At 69.1% G+C, this 16,660-nt stretch carries 17 protein-coding genes; 6 read left to right on the top strand and 11 right to left on the bottom strand.

Annotated elements, in window-relative coordinates:
* Nucleotides 1-73: 73 nt before the first annotated feature.
* From ABDC25_RS04885 to ABDC25_RS04865, 5 genes are all read right to left on the bottom strand, one after another.
* Nucleotides 74-571 carry a methylated-DNA--[protein]-cysteine S-methyltransferase gene (locus tag ABDC25_RS04885; protein WP_021198854.1) on the bottom strand — a complete coding sequence of 166 codons (498 nt, stop codon included), beginning with the start codon at nucleotides 569-571 and terminating at the stop codon, nucleotides 74-76.
* Nucleotides 568-2,088, bottom strand: a complete 1,521-nt coding sequence (locus tag ABDC25_RS04880) for an AlkA N-terminal domain-containing protein (RefSeq protein ID WP_347125111.1) — start codon at nucleotides 2,086-2,088, stop codon at nucleotides 568-570. Before ABDC25_RS04880 ends, ABDC25_RS04885 begins: the two co-directional genes overlap by 4 nt.
* A 167-nt stretch (nucleotides 2,089-2,255) precedes the next feature.
* On the bottom strand, nucleotides 2,256-3,863 hold the full coding sequence (purH, locus tag ABDC25_RS04875; protein WP_029258569.1) for a bifunctional phosphoribosylaminoimidazolecarboxamide formyltransferase/IMP cyclohydrolase: 1,608 nt from the start codon (nucleotides 3,861-3,863) through the stop codon (nucleotides 2,256-2,258).
* A gap of 39 nt (nucleotides 3,864-3,902) precedes the next feature.
* On the bottom strand, nucleotides 3,903-4,490 hold the full coding sequence (purN, locus tag ABDC25_RS04870) for a phosphoribosylglycinamide formyltransferase (RefSeq protein WP_347125108.1): 588 nt from the start codon (nucleotides 4,488-4,490) through the stop codon (nucleotides 3,903-3,905).
* A gap of 63 nt (nucleotides 4,491-4,553) precedes the next feature.
* Nucleotides 4,554-5,930: a DUF6350 family protein gene (locus ABDC25_RS04865; RefSeq protein ID WP_347125106.1), complete on the bottom strand. Its 1,377-nt coding sequence runs from the start codon at nucleotides 5,928-5,930 to the stop codon at nucleotides 4,554-4,556.
* Nucleotides 5,931-6,020: 90 nt separating this feature from the next.
* Between ABDC25_RS04865 and ABDC25_RS04860 the strand changes: the two genes are divergently transcribed.
* The gene (locus tag ABDC25_RS04860) at nucleotides 6,021-7,496 is read left to right on the top strand and encodes an NCS2 family permease (protein WP_021198859.1); all 1,476 of its coding nucleotides are present in this window, start codon (nucleotides 6,021-6,023) and stop codon (nucleotides 7,494-7,496) included.
* A gap of 177 nt (nucleotides 7,497-7,673) precedes the next feature.
* Here the strand turns inward: ABDC25_RS04860 and ABDC25_RS04855 are convergent, their stop codons facing one another.
* Nucleotides 7,674-8,075 carry a VOC family protein gene (locus ABDC25_RS04855; protein WP_021198860.1) on the bottom strand — a complete coding sequence of 134 codons (402 nt, stop codon included), beginning with the start codon at nucleotides 8,073-8,075 and terminating at the stop codon, nucleotides 7,674-7,676.
* A gap of 77 nt (nucleotides 8,076-8,152) precedes the next feature.
* Here ABDC25_RS04855 and ABDC25_RS04850 point away from each other — a divergent pair, with 77 nt between their 5' ends.
* Nucleotides 8,153-8,731: a TetR family transcriptional regulator gene (locus ABDC25_RS04850; RefSeq protein ID WP_347125104.1), complete on the top strand. Its 579-nt coding sequence runs from the start codon at nucleotides 8,153-8,155 to the stop codon at nucleotides 8,729-8,731.
* 74 nt (nucleotides 8,732-8,805) lie between these two features.
* Complete coding sequence (locus ABDC25_RS04845; RefSeq protein ID WP_347125102.1) at nucleotides 8,806-9,315, top strand: DUF664 domain-containing protein; 510 nt, start codon at nucleotides 8,806-8,808, stop codon at nucleotides 9,313-9,315.
* Nucleotides 9,316-9,366: 51 nt separating this feature from the next.
* Here the strand turns inward: ABDC25_RS04845 and sucD are convergent, their stop codons facing one another.
* The 3 genes from sucD to ABDC25_RS04830 form a co-directional block, all read right to left on the bottom strand.
* Nucleotides 9,367-10,269 (bottom strand): succinate--CoA ligase subunit alpha, encoded by a 903-nt coding sequence (gene sucD / locus ABDC25_RS04840; protein WP_021198863.1) that lies wholly within the window; start codon nucleotides 10,267-10,269, stop codon nucleotides 9,367-9,369.
* Nucleotides 10,270-10,287: 18 nt separating this feature from the next.
* Nucleotides 10,288-11,454: an ADP-forming succinate--CoA ligase subunit beta gene (gene sucC, locus ABDC25_RS04835; RefSeq protein WP_021198864.1), complete on the bottom strand. Its 1,167-nt coding sequence runs from the start codon at nucleotides 11,452-11,454 to the stop codon at nucleotides 10,288-10,290.
* A 115-nt stretch (nucleotides 11,455-11,569) separates the two neighbouring features.
* The gene (locus ABDC25_RS04830) at nucleotides 11,570-11,923 is read right to left on the bottom strand and encodes a DUF2510 domain-containing protein (protein ID WP_347125099.1); all 354 of its coding nucleotides are present in this window, start codon (nucleotides 11,921-11,923) and stop codon (nucleotides 11,570-11,572) included.
* Nucleotides 11,924-11,983: 60 nt separating this feature from the next.
* Between ABDC25_RS04830 and ABDC25_RS04825 the strand changes: the two genes are divergently transcribed.
* Together ABDC25_RS04825 and ABDC25_RS04820 are read left to right on the top strand one after the other, a co-directional pair.
* A complete protein-coding gene (locus ABDC25_RS04825) occupies nucleotides 11,984-12,643 on the top strand; it encodes a TetR family transcriptional regulator (RefSeq protein WP_029258576.1) in 660 nt (219 codons plus the stop codon).
* A gap of 69 nt (nucleotides 12,644-12,712) precedes the next feature.
* On the top strand, nucleotides 12,713-13,948 hold the full coding sequence (locus tag ABDC25_RS04820; protein ID WP_347125097.1) for an acyl-CoA dehydrogenase family protein: 1,236 nt from the start codon (nucleotides 12,713-12,715) through the stop codon (nucleotides 13,946-13,948).
* Between the two features lie 21 nt (nucleotides 13,949-13,969).
* Here the strand turns inward: ABDC25_RS04820 and ABDC25_RS04815 are convergent, their stop codons facing one another.
* Entirely contained in the window at nucleotides 13,970-15,253 is a 1,284-nt protein-coding gene (locus ABDC25_RS04815) for an MFS transporter (RefSeq protein ID WP_347125095.1), read from the bottom strand.
* Nucleotides 15,254-15,307: 54 nt separating this feature from the next.
* On the opposite strand from ABDC25_RS04815, the gene ABDC25_RS04810 reads away from it, so the two are divergent.
* On the top strand, nucleotides 15,308-16,108 hold the full coding sequence (locus tag ABDC25_RS04810; protein WP_292766806.1) for a helix-turn-helix transcriptional regulator: 801 nt from the start codon (nucleotides 15,308-15,310) through the stop codon (nucleotides 16,106-16,108).
* A gap of 26 nt (nucleotides 16,109-16,134) precedes the next feature.
* Here the strand turns inward: ABDC25_RS04810 and ABDC25_RS04805 are convergent, their stop codons facing one another.
* Nucleotides 16,135-16,659, bottom strand: a complete 525-nt coding sequence (locus ABDC25_RS04805; protein WP_347125092.1) for a GNAT family N-acetyltransferase — start codon at nucleotides 16,657-16,659, stop codon at nucleotides 16,135-16,137.
* Nucleotide 16,660: the final 1 nt, after the last annotated feature.

Genomic DNA, 16,660 nt, shown 5'->3' with positions numbered 1-16,660 from the left:
AGCCTATGGCCGCGTCGGTCGGGATGCTTCGTCGACGGGCACCATGTCGACCGCCCGTCGTGGTGCCGGCGACTCAACCCGCGCGACTCTCGCGCGCGAGCAGGCTCTCCTTGACATCGATCCCCCAGGCGAATCCGCCGAGGGTGCCGTCGGTGCGCAACACCCTGTGGCACGGGACGAACAGCGCCGGTGCGTTGCGCGCGCAGATGGATGCCGCCGCTCGCACGGCGCGGGGATTGTCGAGCCGCGTCGCGAAACCGGTGTACGTCAGAGGCTCGCCCGGCTCGATCGACCGCAGCGCCGACCAGCCGGCGAGTTGGAGGACTGTTCCGGTCTGCTTCACGGCGACATCGTCGATCGCGGAGAGGTCGCCGGCGTAGTAAGCGAGCGCTGCCTCGGCGGCCTCGGTCTCACCGTCTCGGAGATCTTCCGGTCGGTGCGCCGCGGACAGCCTGCCGAGGATCGCCTCGACGTCTGAGGTCCATCCGGAAGACAGTACGCGCTGCCGGTCGTCGGCAAGGATCGTGAACGCGCCGTCCGGCGTCTCGATGGTCTGGATGAGGGCGGTCATGAGGTCTCCTTCGTCGTCGTGTCTTCCGCGGGGGTGGGACGTGCCGCAGCCGAGGCGCGTCGAGGACCCACGGGGCGTACAGGTGCTGCGCGCCACAGGTGCGCGCTGAGATAGCTCCGCCAGGGGGCGGTGCGCTCGGCCCAGGCGGTGAGCGCACGTGGTTCGCCCGGCAGGCCGGAGGCCGCAGCGCCGGCGCGCAGCGCGACGTCTCCCGGGAGCAGCACATCGGGATCGCCGAGCACACGCATGCGCACGTAGTCGGCTGTCCAGGGTCCGATTCCCGGCATCGCGAGCAGAGCAGCGCGCTGGTCGACACCGTCGTCTCCGACCGTGAGCGTCAGGGAGCCGTCGGCGAGAGCGGCCGCAGCGCCGGTGATGGCGCGGATGCGGGCGGCCGGCCCTCGCAGCACCTCGGCTCCGTGGGCGGCGATCGCGGTCATCGTCGGGAAGAGCAGCCCGTTCTCGGTGCGCTCCCCCAACGCCTCGGCGAGCGCTGTGAGCGCGGTCCGGGCGGCGACCACGGTGATCTGCTGACCGACCATGGCGCGGATGAGCATCTCATGCGGATCGGCCGAACCCGGCACCCGGATGCCGGGGGTGCGCGCGACGAGCGGGGCGAGTTCGGTGTGCGCGGAGAGCGCCTCGTCGATCGCCTGCGGATCGGCATCGAGGTCGAAGATGCGCCGCACGATCGACACGAGCGGGGCCAGGTCTCCCAGCCGCGCGACCCGGGCGCGCAGGTGCAGACGAGACGCATCGTCCTGACGCACGTCGAACCATGCGGGTCCTCCCGACATCCGCAGATGCCGGGAGAACGACGTCGACGTCGTCTCCTCGATACCGGGAACGGCGCGTGCCGCCATCCAGGCGAAGATGCCGCTCGCGTCGAGCGGGCCGCGGTAGGGCAGCACGAGGTCGATCGCGCCGGGAACCGCGGACGCCGGAAGCCTTCGTCGGGCCCTGAGCTCGCCCGGGGTGAGTCCGAAGACCTCGCGGATCGTGTCGTTGCATTGTCGGATGCTGGCGAATCCGGCGGAGAACGCGACATCGGAAATCGGCATGTCGGTGCCGACGAGGAGCATGCGCGCGGTGTGCGCCCTGTGTGCTCGCGCCAGTGCGAGCGGCCCGGCGCCGAGTTCGGTGGTCAGCAGCCGCGTGAGGTGCCGGCTGGAGTATCCGAGGCGCGCAGCCAGCCCGGGAACGCCCTCGCGCTCCACCACGCCATCCGAGATCAGGCGCATCGCCCGCGCGGCGGTGTCACCGCGGATGTCCCACGCGGGAGAACCGGGCGCCGCCTCGGGCAGGCATCGCTTGCACGCCCGATACCCGGCCTCGTGAGCCGCGGCGCTCGTCGGATAGAAGGTGACGTTCTGCGGCTTGGGCGTGCGGGCGGGGCAGCTCGGACGACAGTAGATCCCGGTCGAGCGGACGGCGGTCACGAACTGCCCGTCGAAGCGGGTGTCGCGCGCGCTGATCGCGCGGTAGCGCTCGTCGAAGTCGGTCAGGGGGAAGCTCATGCCTCCACTCTGTCACGCTCCCTCGACGCCGACTGGCGGAAATCGGACACGGCTGTCGAGTCGGGAACGCCGAGACCCACCCGCCTCGTCCACCCCCACGTCGCCGGAGCGGCGCGTGCGGGTCTCGACGTGGAGAGTGGGTCTCGAGGTGCGAGCGCGGAGAGCACTCAGTGGAAGAAGTGGCGCTCCCCTGTGAAGAACATCGTGACGCCGGCCTTGCGAGCCGCGTCGACGACCTCCTCATCACGCACGGATCCGCCCGGCTGCACGATCGCCGTGACTCCGGCGTCGATCAGGACCTGGGCGCCGTCCGCGAAGGGGAAGAACGCATCGGAAGACGCGACCGATCCGGCGGCGCGGTCGCCTGCGCGCTCGACCGCCAGCCGGCACGAGTCGACACGGTTGACCTGGCCCATGCCGACGCCGACCGTGGCGTTGTCCTTCGCGAGCACGATCGCGTTCGACTTCACCGCGCGGCACGCCTTCCACGCGAAGATGAGGTTCTCCATCTCCTCGTCGCTCGGACGCTCGCCGGAGACGAGCTCCCAGTTCTTCGCGACGGAGACGATGTCGTCGGGGAAGCGGTCGGCGTCCTGCAGCAGCAGTCCACCGGAGACGAGACGCACATCCATGCGCTCCTGCTGCCAGTCCTCGGGCAGCTGCAGCAGACGCAGGTTCTTCTTCGCCTTGAACACCTCGAGCGCGGCCGGCTCGAACGACGGCGCGACGATGACCTCGGTGAAGATGTCCTTGAGGTTCTCGGCCATCTTGAGGGTAACCGTACCGTTGGCCGCGATCACCCCGCCGTATGCGGAGACCGGGTCGCACTCGTGCGCGCGCAGGTGGGCGCTGGCGATCGGGTCGAGAGCGTTCGGCGCGGTGGTCGCGATGCCGCACGGATTGGCGTGCTTGATGATCGCGACCGCCGGCTTGACCATGTCGTAGGCGGCACGCAGCGCGGCGTCGGCGTCGACGTAGTTGTTGTACGACATCTCCTTGCCCTGCAGCTGCGTCGCCTGGGCGATGCCGTGGCCACCGGCACGGGTGTAGATCGCGCCGCGCTGGTGCGAGTTCTCGCCGTAGCGGAGCGTGGCAAGGCGCTCGGCCTGGATCGTCAGGTGGGTCGGGAGGTCGCCGTCATCCTGCAGCGTCCCCTCGGCGAACCACGACGCGACCGCCGTGTCGTAGGCCGCCGTGTGCGCGAAGGCGCGGGCGGCCAGTTCGCGGCGCTGCGACACCGATGTGCCACCGTCGGCGAGGGCCGAGATGATGCCGGGGTACGACTGCGGTGAGACCACGATCGCCACGTTGGCATGATTCTTCGCGGCGGCACGCACCATCGCGGGCCCGCCGATGTCGATCTGCTCGACGACATCATCGCCGACGGCGCCCGAGGCGACGGTCTCGACGAAGGGGTAGAGATTCACGACGACGAGCTCGAACGGGGTGATGTCGAGTTCGGCGAGCTGGCGCTCGTGATCCTCGAGGCGCAGATCGGCGAGCAGACCGCCGTGGATCTTCGGGTGCAGCGTCTTGACGCGACCGTCGAGCATCTCGGCGACCCCCGTGACGGAGGCGACGTCGGTGACGGGGAAACCCGCATCGCGGATGGTCGATGCCGTCGAGCCGGTCGAGACGATCTCGACGCCCGCGTCGGCGAGAGCCTCGGCGAGGACCAGGAGATCGGTCTTGTCGCTCACCGAGACGAGAGCGCGCCGGATCGGCACGGTGTCGCGATCGCGGTAGAGCGTGGGGTCGTGGCGGGGGCCGGCCATGATGGGCTCCTTCGTGCGGGGGGCGTCGGGTGGAGGGGGTCAGGAAGAGGGGTCGAGGACGAGCGCGCCGGTGGCGATCCCGCGGACGACGTCGATGAGGAGTCGACGTTCGACGGGTTTGATCCGTTCGTGCAGGCTGTACTCGGTGTCGCCCTCGAGGATCGCGACACGTTCCTGCGCCAGGATCGGCCCGGTGTCGACACCGTCGTCGACCACGATCACGCTGGCACCGGTCTCGGCCGCGCCGGAGGCGAGGGCGTCACGGACGCCGTGTGCCCCGGGGAACTCGGGAAGGTACGCGGGGTGGGTGTTGATGAGGCGTGGCGAGTACTGCGCGACGAGCGACGGAGGAAGCAGACGCATGAGGCCGCTGAGCACCACGAGATCGGGGGCCCAGACGGCGAGCTGGCGGGCGACCTCCTCCCCCCAGGCTTCGCGGCTCTCGTGCTCATGCCAGGGCACGGTGAAGCTGGGGATGCCGAATTCCTCGGCGTGGGCGAGTCCGTCCGCCTCACGGTCAGCACCGACGACGATCACCCTGGCGGGGAAATCGGGGTGACGAGCGGCCTCGAGGAGGGCGCGAAGATTCGAGCCGGTGCCCGAGATGAGAACGGCGACCGTGAGCACGCGCCCAGTCTACCGGGGCGCGAAGCCCTCTTCCGCCCGGCTTCCGCTCACGGGCGGTGGACGTCAATCGCGCTCGTGACGCGGCGGGGCGAAGCCGCGGACATCGTCCAGGGGCGCCGTGTCGTCGAACGTCGGCGTCTCGGAGAAGGGGATACCGGGCGCTGTCCGCGCCGATGCGAGGCTCGGGTCGAACTCGGTCATCTCGGCGATCCAGCGGTCCGTACGCTCCTCGGCCAGCTCATCGCGGTGACGCGGTGACAACAGCAGGATCGCGGCGCCGACGAGCACCTCCAGTCCGAGGGCCAGCATGAACGGAAGAGCCGCGGGACCGACATCGGCGAGCTTTCCCGGACCCATCGAGCCGTTCGCGAGCACCGCGGCGAGGCCCGCGACCCCTGCGCTGACGACGGCGATCCCCACCGCGATCGCCGCCCGCTGCATCGTCCCCAACGGCGTGCCCTCCCAGACGAGGCGCGAACGCACCGCCCAGCCGGCGAAAGCACCGGCGGCGATCGGGACGAGCACCACGATCAGCATCCACATCGAACTGTTCTCGGGCAGCAGCCCGAACACCGGGATGCCCGGAACGACTCCCAACTGCGTACCGGCGGGCGAGACCGCGGTTCCGACGCCGACGCCGAAGCCGGGGCCGGCGAGCCAGGACGCCGCCCACACGATCAGGGTCGGGAGATACACGAGCTGCGCCAGCGTCATCACGGTCGCGCCGAGCGCATCGACACGGGCAGCCTGGAACAGCGCCACGACCTCGCCACCGCGGAACAGCGTCATGACGGCGAGGGCCAGAGCGGCCGCTCCGATCACGCCGACCAGGGTGAAGGCTGTGCCGCGCACGATCGCGACGGGGACGGGCGCCCAATCCTCGCGGGCGTCGATGCGGTCGTGCAGACGGTCGAGGACTCCGCCATCCCCCTCTTCCCATGCGACCCGGACAGCCCCGCACACCGCACCGACGAGGTAGACGGCGGTGGGGAGCCCGATCGCGAGGGCCAGAGGGGTCTGCACGGCATCCAGTCGCGCGGTCAAAGCGACGCCGGTGGAGATGGCGGCAAACACCACCGTCCCTGACACTGAGCCGAGCAGCCACGTTCCGGCTGCCGCGGCCCTGGCACCCGAGCGGGCGGCGAAAAGCAGGGTGAAGAGCAGGAACGCCAGTGGAGTGATCGAGACCGCGAACGAGGCCGCCTGCGGGGGGATCGCGAGAGCGACCAGCAGCTCGTCCGGGATCGTGACCTCGAGGGGCACGCCGTGGCCGAACTCCCAGAGCGTGCCGGTGAGCGGCCAGAGCGCGCCCCAGTCGGCCGTGACCCCGAAGGCGAGCGTCCACAGCAGCGTCAGCGGCGCGAGCAGCACGACGAGACCGACGGCCGCAGCGATGGCGGCGTCGAAGGCGGCGAGGAGCGCGACGAGGAGGCGTTGCATAGCGTTTCGAGACTACGACGAGTTGCCGACGAAGGCCTGGGGGCGCGCGTGGGGTCGGCGACACGATAGCGTTTCTCCGGAGGTTTCCCGATGACAACTGCCCCGCCCGCCCCGGCATCCACCGAACCCAAGAACTCCCTGGACCGCTTCTTCGAGATCAGCAAGCGCGGATCCACGATCGGCACCGAGATCCGAGGGGGTCTGGTGACATTCGTCACGATGGCCTACATCGTGATCCTGAACCCGATCATCCTCTCCGGCAAGCCCGATGTCGCCGGAGACATGCTCAGCTTCAACGCCGTGGGCGCCGCCACCGCGCTGACCGCCGGTGTGATGACGATCCTGTTCGGACTGGTCACGCGCCTCCCGTTCGGTTTCGCCGCCGGCCTCGGCATCAACGCCTTCGTCGCGTTCTCGGTCGTCGGCCAGGTGACCTGGCCCGAGGCCATGGCGCTGGTGATGATCAACGGTGTCGTCATCGTGCTGCTCGCCGCCACCGGGCTGCGGAAGGCGATCTTCGACGCGGTGCCGTTCCAGCTGAAGATCGCGATCACGGTCGGTATCGGCCTCTTCATCGCGTTCATCGGCTTCGTCAACTCCGGCTTCGTCACGGCGACCGGCGCCTCGTCTCCTCCGGTCGGCCTCGGCGTGAACGGATCGGTCGCGACCGTTCCGACCCTGCTGTTCGTCATCACCCTCCTCCTCACCGGCATCCTCGTCGCCCTCAAGATCAAGGGCGGCATGCTGATCGGACTCATCGGCGGGACCGTGCTCGCGGTCATCGTCGAGGCGATCTGGCACATCGGGGCCCGCGGCTTCGACGACGAGGGCAACGTGGTCAACCCGGGCGGCTGGGGGCTCACGGTTCCCGCGCTCGACGGCTCCCCCGTGGGTGTGCCCGACCTCAGCCTGATCGGCGCCGTCGACTTCAGCTTCGACCTGAGCAAGGTCAGCCTCGTCGCGATCGTGATGATCGTCTTCACGCTGCTCTTCACGAACTTCTTCGACGCCATGGGCACCATGACGGGCCTCGCGAAGGAGGCGAACCTCGCCGACGACAACGGCGACTTCCCCCGCATCAAGTCGGCGCTGGTCGTCGAGGGTGTCGGCGCGATCGCCGGTGGCGCGACCTCCTCGTCTTCGAGCACGGTCTTCATCGAGTCGGGCGCCGGTATCGGCGAGGGTGCGCGCACCGGACTCGCGAACGTGGTCACCGGCGTCGTGTTCCTGATCGCGATGTTCCTGACCCCGCTGACGTCGATCGTCCCGACCGAGATCGCCGCTGCCGCGCTGATCATCGTCGGTGCGATGATGATGGCGCAGATCCGCTACATCGACTTCAGCGATTTCCGCGTTCTGCTGCCGGTGTTCCTCACCGTCTCGGTCATGCCGCTGACCTACTCGATCGCGAACGGCATCGGCGCGGGCTTCGTCAGCTGGGTGCTCATCCACGCGTTCTCCGGCAAAGCCAAGTCCATCAGCCCGCTGCTGTGGGTCGTCGGCGCCGGCTTCTTGATCTTCTTCGCCCGAGGTCCGATCGAAGCGCTCTTCGGCGTCGGGATCTGACGCCGATCCGAGATCACGAAAGAGGGCGGGTGCTGCGGCATCCGCCCCTCTTCCGTACCTCCGCCGCCGCGGCCGTCACATGCATGTGCATCGGCCGGATGCAGGAACACACGCCCCGAGCGGCCATGCATCCGCTGAGAGGTCATGCATCTGACGAAGACGGCCACCTCGCGCGGCTCAGGCGTAGGCAGCGGCGAACTCCGGCGACGGCTCGATCGGCTCGATCACGTCGATCAGCACACCGCCGGGCGCCTCGACGATGAAGTGGCGCTGACCGAAGGCCTCGTCGCGGAGCGGCAGCCGTTCCGACAGACCCCGCTCCCCCACCAGGCGCGCATGCTCGGCAGCGGCATCCGGCACCTCGACGTTGAGCAGCAGCCCGCGCACGGGCTCACGAAATCCCTTGGGGATGGTCTCGTGCGAACGGTCGAGGATCGCGAGCTCACCGCCATCGAAGCGCAGGCTCACGTACCAGTCGGCCTCGAACACCACCTCGAAGTCGAACTCCTCTCGATAGAACCGCGCGCTCGCTGCGACGTCTTCGACCATCAGCACCGGGTAGAAGCTCGTGATCCGCATTCGTCTCTCCTTTACATACAGCATGTTTGTATTCTGCGTGACTAGGATACATACAACCTGTACGTAAGGAAAGAGTCATGCCCCGAGCATCCGCGGCCGACGCCGCCGAGACCGCGCGACGAATTCTCGAGACCGCCACGACCCACTTCGCCGCGCACGGGTACGCCACCGCATCCGTGGACGAGATCGCCCGCCTTGCCGGAGTCACACGAGGTGCGGTCTACCACCACTACACGTCGAAGCCGCTGCTCTTCCGCGACGTCGCGGCCGCCCAGCAGCAGTCCGTGGCCGACGCGATCCGCGACGCCACGGAAGACAGTGCTCCGGATGCCGCTCTCCGCGACGGCAGTCACGCGTTCCTCGACGCGATCACCCGGGGAGCGGCGTCACGCGTGCTGCTCGTCGACGGTCCCGCCGTGCTCGGCGGGGAGCAGTGGCGCCGACTCGACGCGGAGGGACCGGAGCAGGAGCTGCGCACGGGCCTACGCGAAGCCGGCGTCTCCCCCGCGCTCGTGGATCCGCTCACCGCCGCACTCTCCGGAGCGATGAACGAGCTCGCGCTGTGGCTCGCCGCGCACCCCGATGACGCCGACGCGCGGTCGGAAGCGCACATGGCACTCGAGCGCATCCTGGATGCCGTGGTCCCGCTTAGCTGAGTGCGATGCGGCGCGCCGACGGCGCAGCGCACCGACCGGCGTCGAGGGTGGAGTCCCGACCCTGAGGAGATCCCGTGCATCACCGACACCGCGACGACCACCCGTTCGACCTGAGACGGGACGTCGACCGGCGCCTCCTCGAGTACCGGGAGCTCATTCTGGCCAGCCTCGAAGGCCTCACCGAAGAGGAGGCGCGGTCCGCGCCGATCCCCGGCGCTCCGAGTCTGCTGGGAGTCGTGCGTCACACGGCGTACGTGGAGGGCGTCTGGTTCGACGAGAGGATCACCGGGCGCCCCCGGGCCGAGATCGGCCTGCCGGTGGCCACCGCCAACTCCTGGAAAGTGCGGCGCACCGACGATATCGCCTCCGTCACGGCAGAGTGTCGACGCATCAGCGCCCTCGCTGACAGCAATCTGACCGATCGCGGGCTCGACGACGACGTCGGCGAGAACCGGCGCAGCCTGCTCGCGATCTACGTCCACGTGTTGAGTGAGCTGGGCTGGAACACCGGACAGCTCGACATCCTGAGGGCAGCGATCCTCGCTGCCCGCCGCCGAGCCGCCGGACCGACCGAACGGGCATGAAAGAAGGCCCCGGAGTGGAGTCCGGGGCCTTCAGATCAAGCGTAGCTCAGATCAGAGCGCTTCGATGATCGCGCGCATCAGGTCTGCCGTCTCGGACGGCGTCTTGCCGACCTTGACGCCGGCGGCCTCGAGTGCCTCCTTCTTCGCCTGAGCGGTGCCGGCCGAACCGGAGACGATCGCACCGGCGTGACCCATGGTCTTGCCCTCGGGAGCCGTGAAACCCGCGACGTAGCCGACGACCGGCTTCGTGACGTTCGCCTTGATGTAGTCGGCGGCACGCTCCTCGGCGTCGCCACCGATCTCACCGATCATCACGATCGCCTTGGTCTCGGGGTCGGCCTCGAACGCCGCGAGCGCGTCGATGTGCGTGGTGCCGATGACCGGGTCGCCGCCGATGCCGATGGCGGTGGAGAAGCCCAGGTCGCGCAGCTCGAACATCATCTGGTAGGTCAGGGTGCCCGACTTCGACACGAGGCCGATCGGTCCCTTGCCCGTGATGTTCGCGGGCGTGATGCCCACGAGCGCCTCGCCCGGCGTGATGATGCCGGGGCAGTTCGGGCCGATGATGCGGGTCTTGTTGCCCTTGCTCTGCGCGTAGGCCCAGGCCTCGGCCGAGTCGCCGACGGGCACGCCCTCGGTGATGACCACGAGCAGGGGGATCTCGGCGTCGATGGCCTCGATCATCGCGTCCTTGGTGAACGCACCGGGCACGAAAGCGATCGACACGTCGGCGCCGGTCTCCTTCATGGCTTCGGCGACCGAGGCGAAGACGGGCAGCTCGACGGCGTTGCCGTCCTTGTCGGTGTGCGAGACCGTGGTGCCGGCCTTGCGGGCGTTGACGCCACCGACGACCTGGGTGCCGGCCTTGAGCATCAGTGCGGTGTGCTTGGTGCCCTCACCGCCGGTGATGCCCTGGACGATGACCTTGGAGTCCTTGTTGAGGTAGATCGACATTCTTCTCGTCCTTCAGTCTCAGGCGTTGGCGAGCTCGGCGGCCTTGTCGGCGCCCTCGTCCATGGTGGCGGCCAGGGTCACAAGCGGGTGTGCGTACTCGGCGAGGATCGCGCGACCCTCGTCGACGCGGTTGCCGTCCAGGCGCACGACGAGCGGCTTGGAGGCCGTGGCGCCCAGCGTCTCGAGAGCACCCTTGATGCCGTTGGCGACGGCGTCGCACGCCGTGATGCCGCCGAAGACGTTGACGAACACGCTCTTGACCTGCGGGTCGCCGAGGATGACGTCGAGGCCGGCGGCCATGACCTCGGCCGAGGCGCCGCCGCCGATGTCGAGGAAGTTGGCAGGCTTCACGCCGTTGTGGTTCTCGCCCGCGTAGGCGACCACGTCGAGCGTCGACATGACCAGACCCGCGCCGTTGCCGATGATCCCGACCTCGCCGTCGAGCTTCACGTAGTTGAGGCCCGACTCCTTGGCCTTGGCCTCGAGCGGGTCGGCTGCATCCTTGTCCTCGAGCGCTTCGTGCTCGGGGTGACGGATCTCGGAGGCGTTGTCGTCGAGCGTGACCTTGCCGTCGAGCGCGATGATGTCGCCCTCTTCGGTGCGCACCAGCGGGTTGACCTCGACCAGCGTCGCGTCCTCGCCCTTGTACACGTCGTAGAGCTTCACGAAGACATCGGAGACCTTCTCGATGAGGTCTTCGGGGAAGTTCGCCGCGCGAGCGATCTCGACGGCTTTCTCCTTGTCGATGCCCGTGAGCGGGTTGACCTCGACGCGTGCGAGCGCCTCGGGGCGTTCGACGGCGAGCTCTTCGATCTCCATGCCGCCCTCGACCGAGCAGAGGCTCAGGTAGGAGCGGTTGGCGCGGTCGAGCAGCACGGAGAAGTAGAACTCCTCGGCGATGCGCGCACCCTGCGCGACCATGACGCGCTTGACGATGTGGCCCTTGATGTCGAGGCCGAGGATGGCCTTCGCTGCTTCGTACGCCTCGTCGGGCGTCTTGGCGACCTTGACGCCGCCCGCCTTTCCACGGCCGCCGGTCTTCACCTGAGCCTTGACGACGACCACTCCGCCGATCTTCTCGGCAGCCGCCCTCACCTCTTCAGGGGTGTCCGCGACGATGCCGGCGAGGACCGGCACTCCGTACTTTTCGAAAACGTCTCGTGCCTGGTACTCGTACAGATCCACTGTGGTTCCTTCACTGGGCTGCTGTCTGGTAATTCTCTCGATGTCGAGACATCGACCAGTCCCCCAGCCTACTACCCCGAACTGAGCGCTCCTGCGGCCCCGGCACCTCGACCGCTCAGCGTCGAGTCGGCACTCCGGCTCGACGCGCGGGGAGGGCGACCCGTCGAAGCTGTCGGGTGATCAGGAACGGCATGACCACCAGGGCCGTGCCCGTGGCGACGATCACGGGGCGCACCACGACCACCGGCAACGAGCCCCACAGGGCGATGAGGATCGCGCCGATCATGACGGCACCGAGCACCAGTTCGCACACGAGGAGCTGGCGGCGCACCGATGCGCTGTCCTCGGCCATGGTCGTCTCGCGCCCGCGCACCGAGATGTGCGAGGTCCATCGCGTGCCGTCCCACCAGCGCCGCGTCCCGCGCCGCCGCGTGTCGAACCAGCCGGCCGGAATCCCGTCATCTCTCACGCTCCTCAGTATGACGGCGACGCCTCGGCTTCTCCGCCCGGCGAGGTCTAGGCTTTCGCCATGCACGAATCCGCAGAACTGCGCACCGGCGTCGTCGCCGCAGCGCTCGAACTCTTCAGCGCCCAGGGGTTCGACCAGACGTCGGTGGAGCAGATCGCCAAGGCCGCCGGCGTCTCCCGCTCGACCTTCTTCCGCCAGTTCGGCGGCAAGGAGGACGTGGTCTTCGCGGATCACGAGGTGCTTCTGGAACAGCTCAGGGAGTTCCTCGACGAGGGGCACGATGACCCGTGGGGCGCGGTGTGCGCGGCTTCGGAGTCGGTCTTCGCCCACTTCGCGCACGACCCGGAACTCGCCAGGCGCCGCTATCAGATCGTGCGACAGGTCCCCGTGCTGCGCGAGCGCGAGATCATCACGGTCTTCCGCTACGAGCGACTGTTCGACGACTACCTGCGCGGGGCACTCCCCGGCGTGGATCCCCTGGACGCGGTCGGCTTCGCCGCCTTGGTGACGGCCGTGCACAACCATGTGCTGCGCCAGCTGCTGCGTGGCCGCAAGAAGGTGCCGCTGGCGACACTGCAGACGGCGCTGGCCGACGTCCGCCGTCGCTACGGGGTTGCGGGCGAGGCGGCCACCGCCCCGGATGACATGGTGGTCGCGGTGTTCCCCCGGTCCATGCCGATCGCCGAGGTCAGCCGCAGGCTGCAGTCACAGCTCGACTAGCTCGGCGTGCGGTCGGGTCGTGGAACCGAGTATCGAGGAGTACGATACTTGGTGCCACGAAGGAGTCCCATGAGCACTGCAGCCTCCCCCTTCCCCGGCGAGCGCGTCTCGTCGTACGACATCACCGGACGTCAGGACAGCGACTACTACGCCGTCTTCACCGACATCCCCGCCGCCGATCGGGAGGCGTGGGACCGCGCGAAGGCCTACGTCGACGAGGTCGCCCCGCAGATGGCCGACGCCTGGGACCGTGCGGAGTATCCGCTCGATGCCGCGCGTCGGATGGGCGAGATGGACCTCGTCGTCGACGGGGTGCAGCACCCGTCGCTCACGAGCCTGTCGCCACTGGCCGCAGGACTGGTGAACATGGAGATCTCCCGCGGCGACGGCTCCCTGGGCACGATCCTCGCGGTGCAGGGCGGACTCGCCCTGCGCACCCTGGCCCTGTTCGGCTCCCCCGCGCAGCAGGAGAAGTGGCTGACGGGCCTCGCCGACGGCTCGGTGCTGGGATCGTTCGCCCTGACCGAGCCCGATCACGGTTCCGACTCCGTCTCGCTGGAGACCGTGGCCCGCCGCGACGGCGACGGCTGGATCCTCCGCGGAACGAAGAAGTGGATCGGCAACGGCGCCTCCGGCGGCATCACCTTCGTCTGGGCGCGCATCGACGACGAGGGCGCCGAAGAGCATGGCGCCGTGCGCTGCTTCCTCGTGGAGCAGGAGACCCCGGGCTACACAGGCAGCGTCATCCGCGGAAAGGCCTCGCTGCGCGCGATCCACCAGGCACACATCGTGCTCGACGACGTGCGGGTGCCCCTCGATGCGGTGCTGCCGGGGACCAAGAGCTTCAAGGACGCCTCGATCGTGCTGTACGCGACCCGTTCCGGTGTCGCCTGGTCGGCGCTCGGACACGCGACCGCCTGCTACGAGGCCGCCCTCGCCTACGCCACCCAGCGGGTGCAGTTCGGAAAGCCCCTCGCCAAATTCCAGATGGTCCAGGAGCGTCTGACCCACATGCTCGAAGACCTCACCGCCATGCAGCTGTACTGCCGGCGGATGGCAGACCTCGAGACCGCCGGTGAACTGCGCCCGACCCAGGCCTCGCTGGCGAAGTTCCACAACACGCGTGCCGCGCGCCGCATCGCCTCGACCGCCCGCGATCTGCTCGGCGGCAACGGCATCCTGCTCGAGAACGGCGTAATGCAGCACATGGCCGACATCGAGGCCATCCACACCTACGAGGGAACCGAGAGCGTTCAGGCCCTGCTGCTCGGGCGCGACATCACCGGGATGAGCGCGTTCGCCTGAGGGCGGATCCCCGGAGTCGACTCACCGGCGTCGGGCGCTCACGTGGCGCTCTCGACTCGCCGCCGACCCCGCGACCGCCTGCACCGCGAGGAGCAGCACGAGCGCCAGGACCGGGACGACCCACCCACCGACCGCGGCGTGCAGGATGCCGAGGCCGAGCGGACCGAAGCCGGCCAGCAGGTAGCCGACTCCCTGCGCCATCGTCGACAGGTGCGCCGTGTGCCTCGCATCCGGCGCGCGGAGCACGATGTACGTCAGCGACAGCGAGATGGCGGCCCCCTGCCCGAGACCGAGCAGCGTCATCCAGAGCCAGGGCGCGGCTCCACCGGGCGCGACGAGGAGGCCGATCAGCCCCGCCGCGCAGAGCAGCGCGGAGAGCACGACGGGGAGCCACGTCGGCCGCATGCGGCGCATCATCGTCGGCACGAGGAGCGCCGCCGCGATCCCGGGAAAACTGGAGTACGACAGCAGCACCCCGGCATCCGACACCGAGACCCCGCCGTCCTGCAGCATCGTCGGAATCCAGGTCAGGGCCGCGTAGTAGCTCAGGCTCTGCAACCCCATGAACGCGGTGACCGCCCACGCGACCGGGTTCCCCAACAGCGCCGACATCCGCGGCTCGTCGAGGGGCTCCGTGATCGCATCGACGGGAACACCCGCCACGGCCGGGGAGCTGACGACCCGACGCATCGCCCGAGGCAGCCAGATCACCAGGGCGAGTGCGGCGGGAATCGCCCAGACCCCCAGCGCGCCACGCCACGACCCGTCCAGGGCGATCATGAACGGCACCGTGAATGCGGCCGCCGCGGCGGCACCCAGGAACAGCGATGTGGAGTACAGCCCCATCATCAGACCGAGACGGTGCGCGAAGTCCTGCTTGATCACGGCGGGCATGCAGACGTTCGCGACCGCGATGCCCGCCCCCACCAACACCGTGCCGCCGAAGAGAGCCACGGGTGAGGGAAGCAGGCGGACGCCGATGCCGAGTGCCACCACGACCATCGTCAGCGCAAGCAGCCGATGCAGTCCGATCCAGCGTGTCAGCGCGGGCGTCATGAACGCGAAGGCGCCGAAGGCGAACACGGGGATCGTCGTCAGGAGCCCTGCCGCGGCTGCAGGGGTCCCCAGGTCCTGCTCGATCGCGGGGAGGACGGGTCCGACGGAAGCGACGCCCATGCGCAGGTTCAGCGCGATCAGCAGCAGGCCGGTGCCCACGTAGATCCCGGTGAGGATGCCGCCGCGCCGGGTGGACGGCGTGGTCAACGGGGTCGGCGCGGTGTCGAACGGTTCCTGCATCGTGGTCATGCACCGAGTCCAGCATCGCCCCGGGATGTCAGGAAACACGTACACTGCATCTTGATGTCGAATACCCGCCAATCCTCGCGAATGGTCGACCTGAATCTGGTCGACTTCGATTCCCTCGCGGCCCTGCCCATGGAGGGGGCCTACCGGTTCGCGCACGCCGAGACCTCCCCCCGCCACGCCCACCCGCTCGGACACCTGGTGCATGCCGCTTCCGGAGTGCTGTCGCTGCTCACCGACGAAGGCGCCTGGATCGCGCCGTCGACCCGCATGGCCTGGGTGCCCGCCGGCGCCGAGCATCGTCATCGCGCGCACGGGCGCACGGACATGCGCATCGTCCATCTGACCGACGAGCTCGCCACATTGCTCCCTGCCTCCCCTGCGGTGCTTGTCGCGACGCCACTCGCGCGCGAAGCCGTGCTGGCGTTGACGTCCGACCGCACACGCAGCGACGAAGCCCTGGACCACCTGCGCCGCGTGGTCGTCGACGAAGTCGTGACCGCGCCCGAGCAGCCACTCCATCTCCCGGAGCCCCACGATCCGCGCCTGCGCCGTGCCGCACGCATCGTCGAGGATGACCTCGCCCTGCCCGTGCCGCTCGGGGAACTCGGCGCACGCACCGGCACCGCCGAGCGGACGCTGAGCCGCCTGTTCCAACAGGAGACCGGCATGGGATACCGGCAGTGGCGCCTGCAACTGCGCGTGCATCGGGCACTCGTCCTGCTCGCCGACGGCGCCACGGTGACCGACACGGCCTCCGCATGCGGGTGGGCCACGACCAGTCAGTTCATCGAGCAGTTCACACCGCTCGTCGGGATGACCCCCGGCCGATACCGGCTGTCACAACCGACCGCGTGAGGGGAAGGACCACGACTGCGGTCGGCTCAGACCACGCGCGCCATGCATACGAGGCGTTCGCGATCGTCCCATGAGGGCACCCGCTCGAAGCATCGCGATTCGTAGAGACGCACGGGGCCGTCCCGCCATTCCCACACCGACAGCCGCACCTGCGACGCACCGAGATCGACCGCATCGGCCACCGCCGCGTCCAACAGCGCCGAACCCACCCCGCGGCCGCGCACGTCGGGCTGCGCCCACAATCGCTTGATCTCCGCCACACCGTCGTGCACGGACAGCACCACGACCCCGACGATGCGTTCGTCGAACTGCGCGACCCGCACTCGATGCGCGGCGTACGCGTCGGCCGGGTCATCGACCTCGCGGAGATAGCGGTCGGGTAGCGGCACGGCGGGATCGCGCTCGGATCCGTGTTCCTGCAGACTCTTCTCCCGCTCGGTCTGCAGCAGATACGCACGCACAGCCGCACCGACCTCGAGTGCGTCGGGTCCGGTCAGGTCGGCGAGCCGGATCGACGGTCGGTCGAGCCCGGATCCCGCCTCGGCGCTCACG

This window comes from Microbacterium sp. SY138 (assembly GCF_039729145.1).
In the GTDB taxonomy this organism is placed as follows: domain Bacteria; phylum Actinomycetota; class Actinomycetes; order Actinomycetales; family Microbacteriaceae; genus Microbacterium; species Microbacterium maritypicum_A.
Note: the sequence above shows the minus strand (reverse complement) of the source record. Positions and strands in the feature narration are given on the sequence as shown.